Source organism: Janibacter sp. Y6 (assembly GCF_040900765.1).
GTDB classification, from domain to species: domain Bacteria; phylum Actinomycetota; class Actinomycetes; order Actinomycetales; family Dermatophilaceae; genus Marihabitans; species Marihabitans melonis.
In genome coordinates this window covers 40,155-60,003 of the sequence record NZ_JAKLYZ010000002.1, presented here as the reverse complement: position 1 = coordinate 60,003, position 19,849 = coordinate 40,155, and the positions used below count along the sequence as shown (strand labels likewise).

The 19,849-nt window shown below is 69.7% G+C and carries 15 protein-coding genes; 9 read left to right on the top strand and 6 right to left on the bottom strand.

All coding sequences use genetic code 11. The features are described 5' to 3' along the window. Nucleotides 1-30: 30 nt before the first annotated feature. Together cysS and rlmB are read left to right on the top strand one after the other, a co-directional pair. A complete protein-coding gene (gene cysS, locus L6241_RS05170) occupies nt 31-1,464 on the top strand; it encodes a cysteine--tRNA ligase (protein ID WP_368245218.1) in 1,434 nt (477 codons plus the stop codon). Further along, a complete protein-coding gene (gene rlmB, locus L6241_RS05165; protein ID WP_368245216.1) occupies nt 1,464-2,414 on the top strand; it encodes a 23S rRNA (guanosine(2251)-2'-O)-methyltransferase RlmB in 951 nt (316 codons plus the stop codon). The genes cysS and rlmB overlap by 1 nt, the downstream gene beginning before the upstream one ends. Before the next feature lie 24 nt (nt 2,415-2,438). Here rlmB and L6241_RS05160 read toward each other — a convergent pair whose 3' ends face one another. The 3 genes from L6241_RS05160 to L6241_RS05150 all read right to left on the bottom strand — a co-directional run bounded on the left by L6241_RS05160 (nt 2,439) and on the right by L6241_RS05150 (nt 5,494). Beyond that, nucleotides 2,439-3,041, bottom strand: coding sequence for an RDD family protein (locus L6241_RS05160; RefSeq protein WP_251718216.1), 603 nt, complete (start codon nt 3,039-3,041; stop codon nt 2,439-2,441). After that, complete coding sequence (locus L6241_RS05155; protein ID WP_368245214.1) at nt 3,038-4,285, bottom strand: DUF4032 domain-containing protein; 1,248 nt, start codon at nt 4,283-4,285, stop codon at nt 3,038-3,040. Before L6241_RS05155 ends, L6241_RS05160 begins: the two co-directional genes overlap by 4 nt. A gap of 105 nt (nt 4,286-4,390) precedes the next feature. Continuing rightward, a complete protein-coding gene (locus L6241_RS05150) occupies nt 4,391-5,494 on the bottom strand; it encodes an ABC transporter ATP-binding protein (protein ID WP_368245212.1) in 1,104 nt (367 codons plus the stop codon). 186 nt (nt 5,495-5,680) lie between these two features. Here L6241_RS05150 and L6241_RS05145 point away from each other — a divergent pair, with 186 nt between their 5' ends. After that, the gene (locus L6241_RS05145; protein WP_368245210.1) at nt 5,681-6,730 is read left to right on the top strand and encodes a LacI family DNA-binding transcriptional regulator; all 1,050 of its coding nucleotides are present in this window, start codon (nt 5,681-5,683) and stop codon (nt 6,728-6,730) included. Between the two features lie 124 nt (nt 6,731-6,854). Here the strand turns inward: L6241_RS05145 and otsB are convergent, their stop codons facing one another. Together otsB and L6241_RS05135 are read right to left on the bottom strand one after the other, a co-directional pair. Beyond that, nucleotides 6,855-7,622, bottom strand: coding sequence for a trehalose-phosphatase (otsB, locus tag L6241_RS05140; protein WP_368245208.1), 768 nt, complete (start codon nt 7,620-7,622; stop codon nt 6,855-6,857). Next, complete coding sequence (locus L6241_RS05135) at nt 7,619-9,064, bottom strand: trehalose-6-phosphate synthase (RefSeq protein WP_354588442.1); 1,446 nt, start codon at nt 9,062-9,064, stop codon at nt 7,619-7,621. Before L6241_RS05135 ends, otsB begins: the two co-directional genes overlap by 4 nt. 82 nt (nt 9,065-9,146) lie before the next feature. Here L6241_RS05135 and L6241_RS05130 point away from each other — a divergent pair, with 82 nt between their 5' ends. The 5 genes from L6241_RS05130 (at nt 9,147) to L6241_RS05110 (ending at nt 14,998) form a co-directional block, all read left to right on the top strand. Beyond that, a complete protein-coding gene (locus L6241_RS05130) occupies nt 9,147-9,575 on the top strand; it encodes a CBS domain-containing protein (protein ID WP_368245206.1) in 429 nt (142 codons plus the stop codon). An 83-nt stretch (nt 9,576-9,658) separates the two neighbouring features. Beyond that, nucleotides 9,659-11,437: a protein kinase gene (locus L6241_RS05125; RefSeq protein WP_368245204.1), complete on the top strand. Its 1,779-nt coding sequence runs from the start codon at nt 9,659-9,661 to the stop codon at nt 11,435-11,437. Nucleotides 11,438-11,447: 10 nt separating this feature from the next. Continuing rightward, nucleotides 11,448-13,094, top strand: a complete 1,647-nt coding sequence (locus tag L6241_RS05120) for a threonine/serine exporter family protein (protein WP_368245202.1) — start codon at nt 11,448-11,450, stop codon at nt 13,092-13,094. A gap of 128 nt (nt 13,095-13,222) precedes the next feature. Continuing rightward, on the top strand, nt 13,223-13,945 hold the full coding sequence (locus L6241_RS05115; RefSeq protein ID WP_123093535.1) for a transglycosylase family protein: 723 nt from the start codon (nt 13,223-13,225) through the stop codon (nt 13,943-13,945). A gap of 324 nt (nt 13,946-14,269) precedes the next feature. Next, on the top strand, nt 14,270-14,998 hold the full coding sequence (locus tag L6241_RS05110; protein ID WP_368245201.1) for a transglycosylase family protein: 729 nt from the start codon (nt 14,270-14,272) through the stop codon (nt 14,996-14,998). A gap of 528 nt (nt 14,999-15,526) precedes the next feature. Here the strand turns inward: L6241_RS05110 and L6241_RS05105 are convergent. Further along, nucleotides 15,527-15,829 (bottom strand): thioredoxin family protein, encoded by a 303-nt coding sequence (locus L6241_RS05105; protein WP_007924834.1) that lies wholly within the window; start codon nt 15,827-15,829, stop codon nt 15,527-15,529. A gap of 488 nt (nt 15,830-16,317) precedes the next feature. Between L6241_RS05105 and L6241_RS05100 the strand changes: the two genes are divergently transcribed. Beyond that, nucleotides 16,318-19,848 carry an SIR2 family protein gene (locus tag L6241_RS05100; RefSeq protein ID WP_368245200.1) on the top strand — a complete coding sequence of 1,177 codons (3,531 nt, stop codon included), beginning with the start codon at nt 16,318-16,320 and terminating at the stop codon, nt 19,846-19,848. Nucleotide 19,849 lies beyond the last annotated feature (1 nt).

The following is a 19,849-nucleotide window of genomic DNA, read 5'->3' as shown; positions in this document are numbered from 1 at the left end:
CAGCCCCGACCCGCCGGTAGCCTTGCGCGGGTGACTCTTCGCCTGCACGACACCGCGACCCGCGAGCCGCGCGACTTCGAGCCGCTCACCCCTGGCCACGTCGGCATGTACATCTGCGGGCTGACCACCCAGGGCGCCCCCCACATCGGCCACCTGCGCTTCGCCGTCGCCTTCGACGTGCTGCGCCGATGGCTCGTGCGCGGCCACGGCTACGACGTCACGCTCGTGCGCAACGTCACCGACATCGACGACAAGATCCTGCGCCGCGCCGCGGACTCCGACGAGCAGTGGTGGGCGCTGTCCTACCGCAACGAGCGCCTCACCTCAGAGGCCCTCGACACCCTCGGCGTCCTGCCGGCCACCTACGAGCCGCGCGCCACCGGTCACATCACCGAGATGGTCACCCTCGTCGAGATGCTCGTCGAGGCGGGCCACGCGTACGCCGCCGAGGACGGCAGCGGCGACGTCTACTTCGACGTGCGCAGCTGGCCGACGTACGGCCAGCTGTCCAACCAGTCCCTCGACGACATGGTCGCCGCCGACGACGCCGACCCCCGGGGCAAGCGCGACCCCCGTGACTTCGCGCTGTGGAAGGGCGCGAAGAGCGACGAGCCGGCGACGGCGAGCTGGCCGACCCCCTTCGGCGCGGGTCGTCCCGGCTGGCACCTCGAGTGCTCCGCGATGGCGCGCAAGTACCTCGGCGACGCCTTCGACATCCACGGCGGCGGCATCGACCTGCGCTTCCCGCACCACGAGAACGAGCAGGCGCAGTCGCACGCCGCGGGGCTGGGCTTCGCCCAGTACTGGCTGCACAACGGCTGGGTCACGGTGCGCGGCGAGAAGATGGGCAAGTCCCTCGGCAACGCGCTCGAGGTCTCCGCGCTCATCCGCACGTACGCACCGCTGACGATCCGCTACTTCCTCACCGCCGCCCACTACCGCTCGATGATCGAGTACCACGAGGGCTCGCTCGAGGAGGCCGGTGCCGCCGTCGAGAGGATCGAGGGCTTCCTGCGCCGGGCGCTGCCCGACGAGACGACCCTCGAGGCCGACCCGACCGTCGCGATCCCCGACGACTTCGCGGCGTCGATGGACGACGACCTCGGGGTCGCGGGTGCGCTCGCCGTCGTGCACGAGCACGTGCGCCGCGGCAACATCGCCCTCGACGACGGCGACCGCGAGGAGGCCGCCGTCATCGCCCGCACGGTCGTCGCGATGACCGACGTCCTCGGGCTCAACCCCCTCTCGGCCACGTGGGGCCGCGGAGCGGGCAGCACCGACCACGAGCTCGTCGACGCCCTCGACGCGCTCGTCCAGCTGCAGGTCGAGACCCGTGAGCAGGCTCGCGCCGCCCGCGACTTCGAGACCGCAGACAAGATCCGTGACGCGTTGACCGCAGCCGGCATCACCGTCGAGGACACCGCCCGCGGTGCCCGGTGGAGCCTGGCGAAGAAGGAGAGCTGATGGCAGGCAACAGCCAGCGCCGGGGCGCGGTGCGCCGCACCGGGTCCAAGAAGGGTGCCCAGGTCGGCTCCGGCGGCCAGCGCCGTCGGGGTCTCGAGGGCAAGGGACCGACGCCCAAGGCATCGGACCGCCCGAACCACAAGGCGTACACGAAGCCCGACCGCTCGAGCTCGCGCTCGAAGCCCGGCAGCGGTGGGCGCAAGAAGTCCGGCGGGTCCGAGATCGTCGCCGGTCGTAACCCCGTCATCGAGGCGCTGCGTGCCGAGGTGCCGGTCTCGACGATGTACGTCGCGGGCCGGGTCGAGAGCGACGACCGGGTCCGCGAGGCGCTGACCATCGCCGCGTCGCGCGGTCTGCCCGTCCTCGAGACGCCGCGCACCGAGCTCGACCGCATCACCGACGGCGCGACCCACCAGGGTCTGGCCATCCAGGTGCCGCCCTACGAGTACGCCCACCCGAGCGACTTCGTCCAGGTCGCCGGCACCGATGCCCCGCTCGTCGTCGCCCTCGACGGCATCACCGACCCACGCAACCTCGGGGCGATCATCCGCTCCGTCGCCGCCTTCGGCGGGCACGGCGTCGTCGTGCCGAGCCGTCGCTCGGTCGGCATGACCGCGAGCGCGTGGAAGACCTCCGCGGGCGCCGCGGTGCGCGTGCCCGTCGCGCAGGCGAGCAACCTCACCCGCGCGCTCGAGGACTACCGCAAGGCCGGCTTCTTCGTCGTCGGTCTCGACATGGACGGGGACGTCGAGCTGCCGGGCCTGTCCCTGGCGACCGAGCCGCTCGTCGTCGTCGTCGGCAGCGAGGGCAAGGGCCTGTCGCGTCTCGTGCGCGAGACGTGCGACCAGATCGTCTCGATCCCGATGAGCAGCGCCGTCGAGTCGCTCAACGCCGGCATGGCCGTCGGCGTGACGATGTACGAGATCTCGCGGCGGCGCGCCGACGACTGACCCTCGGGTCGGGCGAAGGGGGAGTCAGCGGGTCCGCAGGACCGCGGCGTCGGCGACCTTGTCGCTGAGGGTGCGGCCCTCGTCGTCGAAGAGCATCCACACGGCGCTGATGAGACCGGCGAAGCCGGCGACGAGCGCCTTGAGCAGGGCCTGCCCGAAGGTCGGCAGCTCACCGGTGCGGGCATTGACGACCCGTAGGCCGCAGATCTTGCGGCCGAGGCTCTGCCCAGTGCGCGAGACGCGGTAGGCCTGGTTCCACAGCTCGAAGGCGAGCGCGAGCACGACCGAGAGCAGCATGGCCAGGACGCCGAGGGCGACGAGCGCGCCGTTGCCGGTGCCCGGCACCGTGCACGTGCCGTCGTAGCTCCCGCACGGGACCTGGTCGGGGCTGCCGGCGACGACGAGCCAGGTGCCCAGGAGCACCGGCACGAGGACGACCGGGAGGGTGAGGAGGCTGTCGAGGAGCGAGGGCAGGATCCGCTCGACGAAGGTCGCCTGCCGCCCGAAGCGGGCCTCGACGTAGGCCTTCGTGCCCGGGACCTGGGCCGGGTCGCCCATCGCCATGGCGAGACCGGGCGCCGGGATCGGCTGCCCGGGGCGGGGCGGGACCGGCGGGGTGTCGCTCACGGGCTCTCCTTCGTGGTGACGGGCAGCATCTGGGTGTCGGTGCCGAGGACGGCGCGCTCGTCGGGCTTGCCGGGCAGGACGTCGCGCAGGTAGTCCGCGACGGCCTCGTCGATGGGCACGTCGTGGCCGAGGCGCTCGGCGAGGTACCACCGGTGCTCGAGGACCTCGTGGAAGAGCTCGGCGGGCTCGAGCTTGCCGCGCAGCGTCGCCGGGATGGCGCGGGTCGTCGGCTCGTAGATCTGCGAGAGCCACGCGTGGGCGACGATCTCCTCGTCCTCGCCCTGGCGGTCGGCCCCGGCGCGGTAGCTGTCGAGGTCGTTGAGCAGGCGGCGGGCCTGGTTCTCCTCGACGTCGAGACCGGTGAGGCGCAGCAGCCGTCGGCTGTGGTGCCCGGCGTCGACGACCTTGGGCTGGATCTGCAGCCGGGTGCCGTCGAGGTCGGTCGCGATGGACAGCTCGTCGACGTCGAAGCCAAGGGCGTTGAGCCGCCGCACGCGCTGGTCGACCCGCCACGTGTCCCCGCTGTCGAACCACTCGTCCTCGGTGAGCTCGGCCCACAGCGCGTGGTAGCGGGTGACGATCTGCTCCGAGACCGCGACGGGGTCGACGCCCTCGGGCAGCACGCCCGAGGCCTCGAGGTCCATGAGCTCGCCGGCGATGTTGACCCGGGCGATGTCGATGTCGTGCTCGCGCTGGCCGCGGGTGAGCGCGTTGTGGAGCTCACCGGTCTCGGCGTCGACGAGGTAGGCGGCGAAGGCCCCCGCGTCGCGCCGGAAGAGCGTGTTCGACAGCGAGACGTCGCCCCACCAGAAGCCGATGAGGTGCAGGCGCACGAGGAGGACGGCGAGGGCGTCGAGCAGGCGGGTCGCCGTGTCGGCGCGCAGGTGCTGGCTGAAGACGGCGCGGTAGGGCAGCGAGAACTGCAGGTGCCGGGTGAGCAGGCAGGCGTCGAGCGGCTCGCCGTGGGAGTCGACCCGGCCGGTGACGACGCCGAGCGGCTCGACGCACGGCTGGTCGAGACGGCGCAGCTGGCGGAGCATCTGGTACTCGCCCCGGGCGAGCTCGGCCTTGATCTCCTTGACGGCGATGACCCCGCCGGAGAGGCGCACGAAGCGCACGACGTGCCGGGAGATGCCTCGGGGGAGCGCGGCGAGGCGGTCCTCGGGCCACTCCTCGAGCGGGGTGCTCCAGGGCAGGCTCAGCAGGGCCGGGTCGGGCTGGGCCGCAGAGATCTCGAGCGTCACGACCTCATCGTGGCACGCAGGAGGGCTGCCGGTCCGTGGTCGGAGGACGCAGAGACGGGCCGGCACCCGTGGAGGTGCCGGCCCGTCGTCGCGTGCTGCGCGTCGTCAGTCGCCGATCCGCAGGCCGGACTCGCTGTTGAAGACGTGCAGGTGGCCCTCGGTGGGCTTGATGTAGACGGTCTCGCCCTTCATCGGGGGGCGGCGGCCGTCGACGCGGGCGATGAAGGGCTTCGCCGTGTCGTCGTCGGTGGTGCCGACCTGCTCGGCGCCCTCGGCCGTGCCGTAGATGTAGGCGTCGGCGCCGAGCTCCTCGACGACGTCGACGGTGATCGCCAGGCCGTCACCCTCGCGGGTGAGCTCGACGTCCTCGGGACGCACGCCGACGATGACCCGGTCACCGGCCTGCGAGAGCGCGTCGCGCTCCACGGGCACGGTCGTCGAGCCGAAGCGGACGCCGCCGTCCTTGACGGGGGTCGAGACGAGGTTCATCGCGGGCGAGCCGATGAAGCCGGCGACGAAGACGTTGTCCGGGTGGTCGTACATGCGGCGCGGGGTGTCGCACTGCTGGAGGATGCCGTCCTTGAGCAGGGCGACGCGGTCGCCCATCGTCATGGCCTCGACCTGGTCGTGGGTGACGTAGACGGTCGTGACGCCGAGACGGCGCTGGAGGCTGGCGATCTGGGTGCGGGTCTGCACGCGCAGCTTCGCGTCGAGGTTCGACAGCGGCTCGTCCATGAGGAAGACCTGGGGCGAGCGCACGATCGCGCGGCCCATGGCGACACGCTGACGCTGACCACCGGAGAGGGCCTTGGGCTTGCGGTCGAGGTACTGGGTGAGGTCGAGGATCTTCGCCGCCTCCTCCACCCGCTTGCGGATCTCGCTCTTGTCCGTGCCGGCGATCTTCAGGGCGAAGCCCATGTTGTCGGCGACCGACATGTGCGGGTAGAGCGCGTAGTTCTGGAAGACCATCGCCACGTCGCGGTCCTTCGGCGAGAGGTCGGTGACATCGCGGTCCCCGATCCAGATCTTGCCGTCGTTGACCTCTTCCAGACCGGCGAGCATGCGCAGGGACGTGGACTTGCCGCAGCCCGAGGGGCCGACGAGGACGAGGAACTCGCCGTCCTCGATGTCGATGTCCAGAGCGTCCACGCTGGGCGTGTCGTTGCCCGGGTAGACCCGGGTGGCGCTGTCGAACTTCACTGTTGCCATGGCGTCGTTGCCTTTCCTTCACCGGCAGGTACGTGCCGGACGATCCGTCGTAAAGGGTGGGGTGGTGCGCGCCGATCGTAGCCCGGCGGCGCCCCCTCCGCCCGGTGGTCGCCCCAACCGTTACCCGCCGGTTGCAAGAAGTGTCGGCCGTTGCCGACTTCTTGCAGCCCCGGTTATCGTGCGCCCGTGGACCATCCCTCGCAGCCCACGCCCGGGAGCCCGGCCACGCGCCGCTCCCGGCTCGCCGACCTCGCGGCGCACGCGGGCGTGAGCGAGGCGACCGTCTCGCGGGTCCTCAACGAGCGGCCGGGGGTCTCCGAGAGCACCCGGCAGGCCGTCCTCACCGCGGTCGACGTCCTCGGCTACGACCGCCCGACCCGGTTGCGCACGACGGCGGTCTCGCTCGTCGGTCTCGTCATCCCCGAGCTGACCAACCCGATCTTCCCCGCCTTCGCCCAGGCCATCGAGGTCTCGCTCGCGCACCGCGGCTTCACCCCGGTGCTGTGCACGCAGTCCGAGGGCGGCGTCCACGAGGACGAGTACGTCGAGATGCTCCTCAGCCGCGGGGTCGCCGGGATCATCTACGTCTCCGGCCAGCACGCCGACGCCGGCACCTCGCCCGAGCGCTACGCCCGGCTGCGTGAGCGCGGGCTGCCGATCGCCCTCGTCAACGGCTACATGGAGGGGGTCGACGCCCCCTTCGTCTCCGACGACGACGTCGCCGCGATGGATCTCGCGGTCACCCACCTCGCCGAGCTCGGCCACGAGCGGATCGGCCTGGCGCTCGGGCAGGAGCGCTTCGTGCCGGCGCGGCGCAAGGTCGCCGGCTTCCGCGCGTCGATGGCGGCGCTGGGTCTCGAGGTGCCCGACGAGCACGTCGTCCACACCTTCTTCAGCGTCGAAGGGGGAGCGGTCGCGGCCGCCGCCCTCGTCGAGCGCGGGGTCACGGCGATCGTCTGCGGGTCCGACCTCATGGCGCTCGGCGCGATCCGTCAGATCCGCACGACGGGGCGCTCCGTGCCGCAGGACGTCTCGGTCGTCGGCTACGACGACTCCCCGCTCGTCGGCTTCACCGACCCGCCGCTCACGACGATCCGGCAGAGCGTCCAGGCGATGAGTCAGGCAGCGGTGCGTGCGCTCACCGACGAGATCGCCGGCGACGCCGCGGCCCGCGGCGAGTTCGTCTTCCGCCCCGAGCTCGTCGTGCGCCGCTCCACCGGGGCCGTCCCGGCCTGAGCCGCCCTGGAGCCCGAACTTTCCCGCCCAGGGCGGGAACATGCGACCTCGGGAAGGAAATGTTCTTGCCCGAGGTCGAGCTTTCCCGCCCTGGGCGGGAAAGCTGAGGCGGGGCGAAGGGGGGTCAGCCCCCGGAGCGCAGGGAGCGCAGGAGCGCGAGCACGGCGGGGACGTCCTCGCAGCGCTCGACGCGGTGGCGGGCGGCGGTGTCGCCCTCGCCGACCTTGATCGTCACGTCGTCGGGGCCGGCGGCCTCGAAGACGTGCTCGTCGGTGACGTCGTCGCCGAGGTAGACGAGCGCGTCGCTGCCGAGCTCGCGAGCCAGCGCGAGCAGGGCGGTCCCCTTGTCCGCCTCGGCGACGCTCAGCTCGACGACCGACTTGCCCCGCATGAGGCGCACCCCGTCGGCCGTCGCCGCGTCGTCGGCGATCTTGTCGACGACCGCCACGTCGGCGTCGTCGAGCCCGCGGGTGTGCAGGACAGCGGCGCTGGGCTTGAGCTCGAGCCGAGCCCGCGGGCTGCGCTGCGCGACCTGTGCCTGGAGGTGCCCGACGAGCGCGGCGAGCCGGGCCCGGGCGGCGGGGTCGAGCTCGGGGGCGGTGCCGCGGCTGGACTCGCCGCCGTGGCTGCCCAGGCGGGTGAGCCCGTCCTCGGACCCGGTGAGGGTCACCAGCGTCTCGAGGTCGCGCCCGGAGACGAGCGCGGCATCCGTGCCCGGCACGGCGGCGAGGGCGCGCAGGTCCTCGAGCGTGCCCTCCTGAGCACGGGCCTGCATGGGGTCGAGGACGAGCGGGGCGAGCACCCCGTCGAAGTCGGAGGCGACGAGCAGCCGCTCGACCCCGGCGACCCGCTGCAGCGCCACGACGAGGTCGTCGGGCAGGCCTGCGGTCACGACGCGTCCCGCCGGCGCTCGGGGCGCTCCGGCGCGGCCTCGAGGTTGGCGAGGAAGCGGTCGGCCCACACCCGCACGTCGTGGTCGGCGACCCGCCGGCGCAGAGCGCGCATGAGGCGCTCCTTGTCCTTGGTCTCGGTGCCGATGGCGCGCAGGATCGTCTGCTTGAGCCCCTCGATGTCGTGGGGGTTGCACACGAAGGCCTGGTGCAGCTCGTGCCAGGCGCCGGTGAACTCGCTGAGCACGAGCGCCCCGCCGTTGTCGTGGCGGCAGGTGACGTACTCCTTGGCCACGAGGTTCATCCCGTCGCGAAGGGGGGTGACGAGCATGACGTCGGCGGCGAGGAAGAGAGCGGCCATCTCCTCGCGCGGATAGCTCTGGTGCAGGTAGTGCACGGCCGGCGACCCGATCGCGCCGTGGTTGCCGTTGATCCGCCCCACGGTCGTCTCGACCTCGGTGCGCAGCTGCTTGTACGCCTCGACCCGCTCGCGGCTCGGCGTCGCGACCTGGACGAAGGTGACGTCGGGCGTGCTCAGCCGGCCGTCGGCGAGGAGCTCCTCGTAGGCCTTGAGCCGGTGCCGGATGCCCTTGGTGTAGTCGAGCCGGTCGACGCCGAGGAGCAGGGTCTTCGGGCTGCCGAGCGACGCCCGGATCTCCGCGGCCCGCTCCTGGACCTCCGGGGTGCGGGCGAGGGCGTCGAGGCCCTCGAAGTCGACGCTGATCGGCACGGCGCTCGCCCGGACGGTGCGCTGGGGGCGCCCCTCGTCGGAGGGGAGGGTGACGGTCTCCCCCTTCGTGCTCGCGCCCAGGTGCTGCCGGCACGCCCGCACGAAGTTCTGCGCGTCGGCCTGGCGCTGGAAGCCGAGGTAGTCGGCCCCGAGGAGGCCGGTGAGGAGCTGCTGGCGCCACGGGAGCTGGGCGAAGAGCTCGACCGGCGGGAAGGGGATGTGGTCGAACCACCCGATCCGCACGTCGGGGCGCAGCTCGCGCACCATCGCCGGGACGAGCTGGAGCTGGTAGTCGTGGACCCACACGACGGCGCCCTTCGCGGCGACCTCGGAGATGGCCTCGGCGAAGCGGCGGTTGACCCGCTCGTAGGCCTGCCACCACACCCGGCGGAAGCGGGCGGGGACGATGACGTCGTGGTAGATCGGCCACAGGGTGTCGTTGCTGAAGCCCTCGTAGTACTGCTCGACCTCCTCGGCCGAGACCGGCACCGGGTGGAGCCACATGCCCGCCTCGTCGAAGGGCTCGGGCGCGTCACCGGTGTCGCCGGCCCAGCCCACCCAGGCGCCGTCGCGGCCGCGCATCACCGAGTCCATCGCCGTGACGAGACCGCCGGGGGAGCGGTGCCACTCGACCTCGCCGTCCGGTCCGACGACCCGGTCCACGGGCAGCCGGTTGGCTGCGATGACGAAGTCGAAGGTCGTGCGGCGTGCCATGGTCTCCCTCACTGCGGCGGCCCTTGCCCCGCCACCATATGACCCCTTCACGCGGAGAGGGCTGGGGACTACCGTGCCGATCATGAAGATCTCGGACGTGCTGCGGGACAAGGGCCAAGACGTCGTGACCATCGGTCCTGACGCCACCGTCGGCGAGCTCCTCGCCCTCCTCGCCGAGCACCGCATCGGCGCCGTCGTCGTCTCCACGGACGGGGCGAGCGTCGACGGGATCGTCAGCGAGCGCGACGTCGTGCGGCACCTGCACTCCGAGGGTGCGGCGATCGTCGAGGGGCCGGTGCGCTCGATCATGACCGCCGAGGTGCACACGTGCAGCGTCGGCGACCAGCTCGTCGACCTCGAGAGCGCGATGACTCAGCGGCGCATCCGCCACGTGCCGGTCGTCGAGGACGGCCGGCTCGTCTCGATCGTCTCGATCGGCGACGTCGTCAAGCACCGCATCCGCGACCTCGCCGCCGAGCGCGACCAGCTCGAGGCGTACATCCGCCAGTAGGACGCGGAGCGGCTCGACACGCTCAGCCGGCGCACAGCCGGTGCTGCGAGAGCGCCCAGCGCGGTGCCCCTACCCTGGACGGCATGACGACCGAGCTCATCCCGGGGGACCCCGTGCCCGAGGAGCCGGACGGGCAGGACAGCACGTCCGAGGACCTCGTCGTCGACGACTTCGCGCGGATCGGCCCCTACCGGGTGGTCCAGCAGCTCGGCGAAGGGGGGATGGGCGTCGTCCACCTCGCCCTCGACCAGCGCGGTCGCGCGGTCGCGGTCAAGGTGCTGCGCCCCCACGTCGCCCACGACGAGGACGCCCGGGCCCGGCTCGCCCGCGAGGTCGCGACGCTCGCGCGGGTGCGCTCGCCGCGGGTGGCCCCGGTCTTCGACGCCGACCTCGACGGCGACCAGCCCTACATCGTCACCCGCTACGTCCCCGGGCCCTCCCTCGACGCCCACGTCAAGGAGCACGGCACCCTCTCGGCCGAGGAGCTGCTGCGCCTCGGGCGGGGCCTGGCCGAGGCGCTGCGCTCGCTGCACGAGATCGGCGTCGTCCACCGCGACCTCAAGCCGGGCAACGTCCTGCTCGTCGACGGCGACCCCGTGCTCATCGACTTCGGCATCGCCCACGACGCCGACGCGTCCCGGATGACGATGACCGGTCTCGTCATGGGCACCCCCGGCTACCTCTCGCCCGAGATCATCGAGGGCGCCGAGGTCGACGCCGCCACCGACTGGTGGGGCTGGGCGGCCACCCTCGTCTTCGCGGCGAGCGGGCACCCCCCCTTCGGCAGGGGCGGGATGGAGGCCGTCCTGTCCCGCGTCACCCGGGGCGACGTCGACCTCACCGGCGTCGACCCCCGCCTCGCGCCGCTCCTCTACGCCGCGCTCACCCCCGACACCGCCCGGCGGCCGCACGCCGACGAGGTGCTCGAGGCCCTCGAGACGTACGCGAAGGGGCACCCGGTCACCGAGGCGCTCCCGCAGCGTGCGCGGGCGATGCCCGGCAGCGAGCCGACGAGCGTCGTGCCGGCCGCGCCGCAGACGTCCGTGCTGCCCGCGGTCGCCCCCGCCCCGGCCCCCCGGCCCGAGCCCGCGCCCTCCATCGCCCCGCGGCCGACGCACCAGCCGCCCGCGCACCAGCCGTACTCGCCGCAGGCCTACGCCTCGCAGCAGCTCGCCCCCCAGCCCGCGCCGCAGCAGCTCGACCCCTCGCCCCAGGCCTGGCCGGGCACGACGCCGTCCTCCCGCGAGGGCGACCCCCGGATCGGGCTGCCCCGGCGCACAGGCGTGCTCCTCGGTCTGCTCGCGGCCGTCGTCGGCGGAGCGGCGGTCGCGCCTCTGCTCACCGCTGTCGTCGTCCTCGTCGGCTCGGCGCTCGCCCGTCTCGTCGACCGCTCGATGACCTCGACGGTCATGCGCCGTTACCAGCACGGCCGGCGCCGCAGCGACGGCGCGGTCGCCGCCGCGAAGTCCCCGCTCCACCTCGTCGTCGCCGTCGTCGGCGCACTCGTGGCGATGCTCCTGCCCCTCGCGGTCGGCGCGAGCACGCTGCTGCTCGTCTCCGTCGCCTTCTCGCTGCTCGCCGTCGACGTCGGCCCCGACCACCCGGCCGGGCTCGCGCTCGCCGGGCTGATAACGGCGCTCGTCGTCTGGTGGGGGCCGGGCAGCGCCTCGCTGCGGCGCGGCACCCGAAGCATGACCCGGGCGGTCACGGGCAGCCCGGCCGCCCGCACCGGCATCACCCTCGCGCTGTGGGCGCTCGGGGTCGTCCTGCTCGGCCTCGCGCTGAGCGCGGGCTTCCCCTCGACGTGGTGGCCGCTCGTCGAGTCGCCGCTGCCCGACACGACCTGGCTCCCGGCGCGGTGAGCGAGGAGCAGTGAGCGATCGACCCAGAGGCGCACGGACCGGCCGGCAGGCGTGGCTGCCCGGGCAGTACCGCCAGCCGCGGCAGACCCAGCCGATCCCGACCCAGCCCGGTCTGCCGAGCCAGCCGATCCCCGTCAAGCCGGCGACCATGCCGACGAAGCCGCCGCAGGGCACGAAGCCGGCCCAGCCGAGGCCCCGGCGCCGCCCGACCGTGCGCGGCGAGGCACCGACCGAGACCCTGCCGATGCTCGGGTCGCTGCGCGGCACGCCGTACCGCGACCCCCGTGTCACCCGTGCCGTCGCCGAGGAGCACGCGGTCGCCGAGGTCATCGACGTCTGCCTGCGCGTCGGCGAGCTCATGCTGCGCAGCGGCGCCGGTGCGCCGTCCGTCGAGGCCGCCGTCATCGGGGTCGCCGTCGCGGCCGGTGTCGACGAGATGGACATCGACCTGACGATGCAGTCCCTGCACATCCAGGCGCGCACGCCGTCGGGGTCGAGCATCTCGCGGCTGCGGGTCGTGCGCGCGCCCCAGATGGACTTCGGACGGCTGGCGTCCGTGCACTCCCTCGTCGACGACGTCATCTCCGGCGAGACGAGCATCGACCAGGCACGGGTGCGCTTGCAGGAGATCCGCCGGGCGCCGCGCACGTGGGCCCGGTGGATCGTCACGACGGGCCAGGGCGCGGTCGCCGCGGGCGTCGCGATGGCGCTCGGCGCCGGGTGGGTCGGTGTGCTCGTCGCGCTGCTCACCGCGATCGTCGTCGACCGCGTGCTGCGGGCCCTGTCGGCGGTGCACCTGCCCGACTTCTACACGGGCGCGATCGGGGGCGCCGTCGCGACCGTCGTCGCCTTCGTCGCGTACGCCCTGGGGTCTATCGAGTGGTTCCCCATGACGCCCTCGGACTTCGCCTACGTCGTCGCGGGGGGCATCGTCATGCTCCTGCCCGCGCGCACCATCACCTCGGCGATGGAGGACATCATCGGGGGCTACCCGGTGACCGGCACCGCCCGGCTCTTCGCGGTGCTCCTGCACTCCTTCGGCCTCATCGTCGGCGTGGCCGCCGGGCTCACCGCCTCGCTGGCCGTCGTCGAGATGCTCGGCGTCGTGCTCAGCCCGCCGGACGTCGGCCGGCTGGCCTGGGCGTCGGCGAGCCCCCAGACGGTGCTCCTCGGCTCGGCGATCGTCGGCGCGGCCGGGGCGATCACCGTGCAGGCGCGACGCCGCATGCTCGTGCCTGCGGCCCTGCTCGGGGTCGTCGCCGTCGGCCTCGCGAGCTATCTCACCCAGAGCGGCCTCGGCCGGGTGACGGCCACCGGCGTCGCGGCGGTGACGCTCGGCTTCGCCGCCCGCCTCGTCGCGCTGCGGATGGACTCGCCGCCGATCACCCTCGGCATCCCCGCGAGCTTCGGCCTCATGCCCGGTCTGTCGATCTTCATCGGGCTCTACCACCTCACGGTGCCGGGGTCGGACGCCGGCGCGCAGGGGTGGACCAGCGTGCTCACCGCGCTCGGCATCATCTTGGCCATCGCCACCGGCGTCACCCTCGGCGAGGTGCTCGCCGCCCCGCTGGACTCGCCGGTCAACCAGAGACGACGTCTCGAGGGCGTGCGGGACACGCGAGACGACCCCTCGGGGGCGAGCCACCCGGGGACGTGAGCGGGTCCCCCTTCGTCGAGGGGCGGTTGACCCGAAAGGTCACGGGAAGGTAACGTCCGTACGCGTCGCGCGTCTGACCCCTGGACGGCGCGCACGTGCGTTGATCCCCCTGAGAGGACCCTGCCCTGATGTTCTACGCGCCCAAGCACGCCCTGCCCACCCACCGCTCGACCGCCCGTCGGCGCGTCACCGGTGTCGCCGTCGCCGGTGCGACCGCCGCCGTCGGCACCGTCGCGACCGCGGGCTCCGCCTCCGCCGGCACCGTGTGGGACCGCGTCGCCGCGTGCGAGTCCGGCGGCAACTGGTCGATCAACACGGGCAACGGCTTCTACGGGGGCCTGCAGTTCCACCCGCGCACGTGGAGCGGCTTCGGCGGCGGCCGGTACGCCGCCTACGCCCACCAGGCGAGCAAGTCGCAGCAGATCGAGATCGCCAAGAAGGTCCTCAAGGCCCAGGGCCCCGGCGCCTGGCCCGTGTGCTCGCGCCGTGCCGGTCTGACGACCGCCAACGGCCTGGCCGTCGGCACCGAGCCGCAGCGCGCCGCCCGCTCGCAGGTGCGCGTCTCCGAGAACGGCTACGTCGCCGTCGACGGCATCCGCGGCCGCCAGACCAACCGGGCCATCGAGAGCTGGATCGGCTCGCGCCAGGCGCGCAACGGCGTCCTCTCCGCGAAGTGGGAGGTGCACCGCCTCCAGCGCAAGGTCGGCGTGCCCGCCGCGCAGCGCAACGGCAACATCAACGACGCGACCTTCGTCTCCGCGCTCCAGCGCACGCTCGGCGTGAGCCGGACGGGCTCGTGGGACGTCAGGACGGTCAAGGCGCTGCAGAACCACCTCAACACGGTCGGCTGACCCGACCCGCGTCCAGCGAAGGGGGCCCGCTCACCACGGTGAGCAGGCCCCCTTCGCCGTGCCCGGGCGCCCTGGCCGCCCTCGCCGTCCCCACCCTCGACCCCACTCGACGAGACACCCGGCTACCACGCAGTACTGGTCGTGATCACCACCAGTACGGCGTGGTAGCCGGGGTCTGGACGGGCCGGGGTGGGGCAGATGGGGCCGGAGTTACAGGTCTGTATTTACGCGCCAGGTGTTGTTGGTGTGACTGAAGTGCACATAGCGTCGCGCACGGCTCCCGCGAGGACCCCCTGACCTCGCGCCAACCGAAAGGCCCGCCACATGCTCGCCACCACCGACTTCCCCGACCGCTCCTCCCTTCGCCGCCGGATGCGCCTGCGCGCCGGTGTCGCCGTCCTCGGCGCGACGGGTGCCGTCGTCGGCGGGATCGGCCTGGCGAGCAGCGCCGGCGCCGCCGGCACGGTCTGGGACCGCGTCGCCGCGTGCGAGTCCGGCCAGAACTGGTCGATCAACACCGGCAACGGCTACTACGGCGGGCTGCAGTTCTCCGCGCAGACGTGGAGCGGCTTCGGCGGCGGGCGTTACGCCGCCTACGCCCACCAGGCCACGCGCTCGCAGCAGATCGAGATCGCCCAGAAGGTGCTCCGGGTCCAGGGCCCCGGCGCCTGGCCGGTGTGCTCGCGTCGCGCGGGCCTGACCCGCACCAACGGCCTGGCCGTCAACCCCTACACCGGCGGCGACCGTCCCTCGCGCGACGACGCCCGCCCCCCGGTCACCTCGACCGGTGGCAAGCTCGTCGTCGACGGCGTCATGGGCCCGCGCACCAACGCCGGCATCGAGACCTGGGTCGGCGGCTCCGTCAACGGCTGGCTCGACACGAGCGACAAGATGAAGATGCAGGGCAAGCTCGGCGTCGCCCGCGACGGCGCCATCGGCCCGCTGACGACCAAGGCCCTCCAGCGTCGCGTCGGCGCCACCCCCGACGGCGCGTGGGGCCCGCAGACCACCTCGCGCCTGCAGAGCTACCTCAACGGCAACGTCCTGCGCTGACCCGCTCGCCCACCCGGGCGCACCGATGGCCGCGACCTGACGGGTCGCGGCCATCGGCATGCTGCGGCGAAGGGGAGCTGGCGGGGGGACTCGAACCCCCAACCACCTGTTTCCCTGCGGGGCTCCTCGGTTGGGTACTGCTGGGACTCGGATTCCCTGTGTTTCCAACGGTCTTCGCGTGCATGTGCGGAGCCGACTCGGGCTGGATCGGTCCTTCTCTGGACGAAAGAGGAGGCGTAAGTGGAGGGCTGGCCGGATCTAGCCACCGACCCTGTAGCGGAGCAGAGGATCCTGCCGGAGTGGCCGGGTCAAGGGTGGACGGAGTCCATCACGCAGTGACGCGGAGCGCCCTTGATGCGGTCCGGAGGTGGGCGGAGAGTGAAGCGGAGGGTCGGAGGCGTGAAGGTGACGTATTCGCGCGGCGGCGTGTCCGCCCAACTTCACTTCTGGACCACCGACCTTGCTCACGTCATTGCTCCGAGCCAGCAAGGCCATCTCGGCTGCAGTTCCGTCGATGTTTCGTTGGCGCTATGTCCCAGATAGGACCTGGACTAGCTGTTCAACTGTGGGAGAACCCTCCACGCCATCTGGTGTCCGATACAGCCGACACGACAGCCCGACCGGCGCGCCTGGCTCGGCGAAGTGGTCCTCACCGTCGACAAGGATCGACGGCGAGCCACGAAAGCTCCACTGCTCAGCTTGTTCGGGGGTGGTCACCAGGACCTTCTCCACGTCGACGTGGATGCCTAGGGTTTCCAGCGCTTCACGGATGCGGCCGTCGGCCACCTGCCAGTTCGGGCACCCGTCGAAGTACAGGAGTTGGACGCGCATACTGCCAGCCTACTTATCGCACGGTGGCAATCACGTAGCTGCATGGCGAAGGGAGCGACGCTCGGGATGAGGTCCTGGGCGTCGCTCCTTTTGGTCTGCCGGTTGGGTCGAGGTTCGCCGCCGCGCCCGGAACGGCCGCAGGCCGCACGCCCGGCACGGCGGCGGGCCGAAGGCCCGCCGGCTCGCGCCGGAGGCGCGCTTGAGTCAGTGGAGAAACTACTCACAGGTTGGACGGAGGTCAGCGTCCCTACTTGGGCGGCCCTGCTACAACGTCGGCTTCTAGGATGTGAAGGCAGGAACTGTCGTTTGGCCCACAAGAGGCGGTCTCTTCAAAGAGCTAAGACGGTTGCGTCACGAGTGGGTTCGTCTAGTCTCCGAGTCGGGACAAGACAGATGGCCAACCAGCAACTTGGGGCGCCGCAGTAGGGACTGTCCGGCCACGGCTGGGCCTGAGGGGAAAATCTATGGCAAACGAACCAAAGGTCTGGATGACCAGTGATGTCGCCGTACCTCAACGCGTATTGGACGCTTTGACCGAGGGGCGCTTGGTCCTCTTTGTCGGCGCCGGCGCCTCAGTGGATGAGCCATCAAATCTCCCACTTTTCGATGCACTCGCCAGAAAATTGGCCGAACTCGCTCACTCTGACTACGAGCCAGACCTGGCTATTGACTTCTTCCTCGGCTCTTTACCTAAAGATTTCGACACTCACACACAGACCAAAAATCTGCTCTCGCGGGGCGAGTCCCGACCAAATTCAACTCATGACGCGATAACTCGGCTGGCCAGCGCCGGAGGCCCACTTCGTCTTGTCACAACAAACTTTGACGACCATCTCGCCGAGAGTGCAGCACTTCAAGATATTCCTGTTCCTGAGAGGTGGGATGGTCCAGCCCTACCGATTGGCGACGACTTCGTTGGCCTGGTCCACCTGCATGGATCTGTACTAGGCGAGGCTCGCCGATTGGTCCTGACTGACAGCGACTTCGGGCGCGCCTATCTAACCCAAGCGTGGGCAACCCGGTTCCTGTTACCAATGTTTCAACATTTTACTGTCCTCTTTATCGGATATAGCCACGACGACCCAATCATGAGGTATCTCGGGCTCGGTCTTCCTGCAGGCAGCTCTAGGTACGCGTTTGTTTCTACAGAGGATGCGCTGAGTGCACGGTGGGCCAGACTTGGAGTTTCACCAATCGGATATCCCGTCAAGCAGGGCGACCATGCCGCTCTTGTCGCCTGTCTAGACGCGTGGGCCACCCGGGCACGCATGGGGCAACTTGAGCATAGGGCGAGAATACAAGAGATCATTAGAGGAAACACTTCACTGACTCCCGTCGATCAGGATTATCTAACGGAGAGAATCGGGTCCGCGTCCGGCGCCAAGGAGTTTGCTCAAGAGGTTCGTGACTCGACTCCCTCCCAGCGCATCAGTTGGCTCCGGTGGATTGAGGGGCAAGAAACTTTCCAGGGACTCTTCCGAGGCGCCCCCCAGTCCGAGGCGACATCGGTCCTAGCCCGCTGGTTTGGTGAGTGTTTCATCGCCGACCCCGACCTGCACTGCGAGGCACTGGGCACCGTTCAGCGGCTGGGACAGAACTTTAGCGAAGAGCTCTTTAATTGGGCCTGTTGGGCTGCTGGGGATCTCAGCAGTCTGGATGCCGTCGCGGGCATTCGCTGGAAGACCCTGTTAGGCACGTCCGTCCAGAATGTTCCAAATATCGCCCCCCTCATACGTTACCTTCCCGGTGACTCTGCAGAGAATAGCGCGGTTCTGCGCACTGTGTTAAGGCCGCGGCTTGAGTTGAAGGCAGACTGGCTCGCTGAAGAGTCGTCCGAGCCCATGAGTCGGCCTCCTGATGTGGAACTCAAGTGGCCCATCAATGCAGAGAGTCTGTCAGCCAACCTTCTGAAGGCAATTGAAGCGAGCGAAGCCGGCAATCGCAGCCTGGGAGTCCTCCTAGAGGACACACTGAGCGGGATTCACGAGCTTTTCAGTGCATTTTTGGGGAAGCCCAATGACCGCAGGATGAGCTTCGCCCGATCCGCAATTGAACCGCACGATCAAGATCAGTTTCCGCGGCCCATCGACTCCCTCATCGACGCTCTCCGCACCTATGGTGAGCGGGCCATCGGAGTTGACCCAAACCTCCCGAACGCTTGGTGGTCCCTTGGATACACCTTATTTCAGAGACTCGCACTACATCTTTTAGTTGAAGATGCCTCACGCACGCCTGACGAAAAGATTCGGTGGCTTCTTGATCGAACTTCGCTCTATGCTGCCGACCTGAAGCACGAGGCGTATCGGGTTCTCTCTGTAACCGCTGAACATGCGTCTCAATCAGTCCGCGAAGAACTCTTAAGCGCAGCAGAAGCGGGGCCTGATTATCCCGAAGAAGTTCCCGACCGAGAACGCCATATTGCCTACGGGAGATACAATCTGCTCGTCTGGCTCGCTCGAGTAGCTCCCACTTGGGTCGAGGCCGCGACAAAGCTGAAGGAAATCGAGGACGCGAACCCGACATTTGCCCCGAGGGATCATCCTGATTTCGACCACTGGATGGAGAGTGGAGTATGGGGACGCAGGCTACCAATGGAGGTCGATGAGTTTATTGGTCGTTTCGAGCAGCGCCCTCATGAGACTCTCGATGAATTGCTGAAGCGGGACTATTCGAGAATAGAGTTTAGCCAACCTGAGTGGAGCGATGCACTCGACTTGCTGCGAAGCGTGGCAGAGTCGCGCGCCGACCTAGGCTTGCGGCTTTGGAGGGAAGCTAGCGCCCGATCTGACCTCACTACCCGGAGTAGCGAGATCCAACGGGCTGTCGTTGGTGGCTGGGCAGGTGCCGATCTTGGTGAAAGTTCAGGGGACGTCCTCTCCCTTGTAGGATCTCTGGTCAATGACCCTGACTCAACGGACGTCATCTGCGATTTTCTGTCCCGTCAGGCCGAGGCACACATTGAGTGGAGCGAGTCTGAGTCGATAATCGCAATGCGCGCGATCGCCAATGAAGTATGGGACGCGCAGAAGGAATCCTTCAGCAGCGTTGAGGACGCGGGAACCTTGTCCTTCGCTCCAATGTACTTGAACTCCTGGCCGGGCCAGCTTGTATCATTCTGGTTACGGGAGATCGATCGGCGGTGGCGCCGCCATAGGGCAGAGTGGTCAGGGTTTAGCGATGAAGAGGCCTCCAGCCTCGGCGCGCTCTTGTCGGGCCCAAGCGCTACCCACGATGCCGTCCATCCGGCATTCGCCCGCGCCCTCTACTTCCTATTTGCAGCTGACCCAGTCTTCGCCCAAGGACGGCTCTTCCCTCTTTTTCGAGGCGAGTCCTCGACGAAATGTTGGTTTGCCTACCTCCACCACCCCCGCGTGAACGACAAGATGCTTGCGGGTGGTCTCCTAGAACTGATCCTTGAAGAGTGGGTTTACCTCGACCGGTTCGATGAGCACCTAGACGTTCAAGGAAGTTTTCTACGGCTGGTCGCGTCCATCGCTTGTTTTGCTGGAATTAGCGGGGATGATAGGCGCTCATTGCTGGCACAGAGCGTTGTCGCCCGAGAGGGCGCGTTTGCCCCAGCCTTTGCATCGGCAACCATTGATGTCTTGCGCGCCGATGAAGTCGATGGAGGCGAAGTCTGGACGACTTGGTTGCGGGAACACGTTGACAACCGCCTTCGGGGCATACCCAGAATTGCGAAACGGGATGAGCTGATGCGGTGGGCAGATGTGGTGCCATACCTTGGCGCAAGCATTCCGGAAGGAATCGAAATGCTTTCAAGTCAAGGCCTCGACCTAGGTGAGGGATTCCGTGAATACAATCCCCCCAACGGGGCGATTAATGATTATGGGAACGATCTTGTCTTGCACTATATGCAACGACTGGATCATTCCAGTTCACTCACGGGGTTGAACGCCTACAGGATTAATAAGTTGATTGCCTCCTTGCGAGAGATCCTCGGCACAGAGGCGGTTCAACCGCTCGTTGATAGAGCAAAAGAAAAGGGAGTTGGGGAGTAAC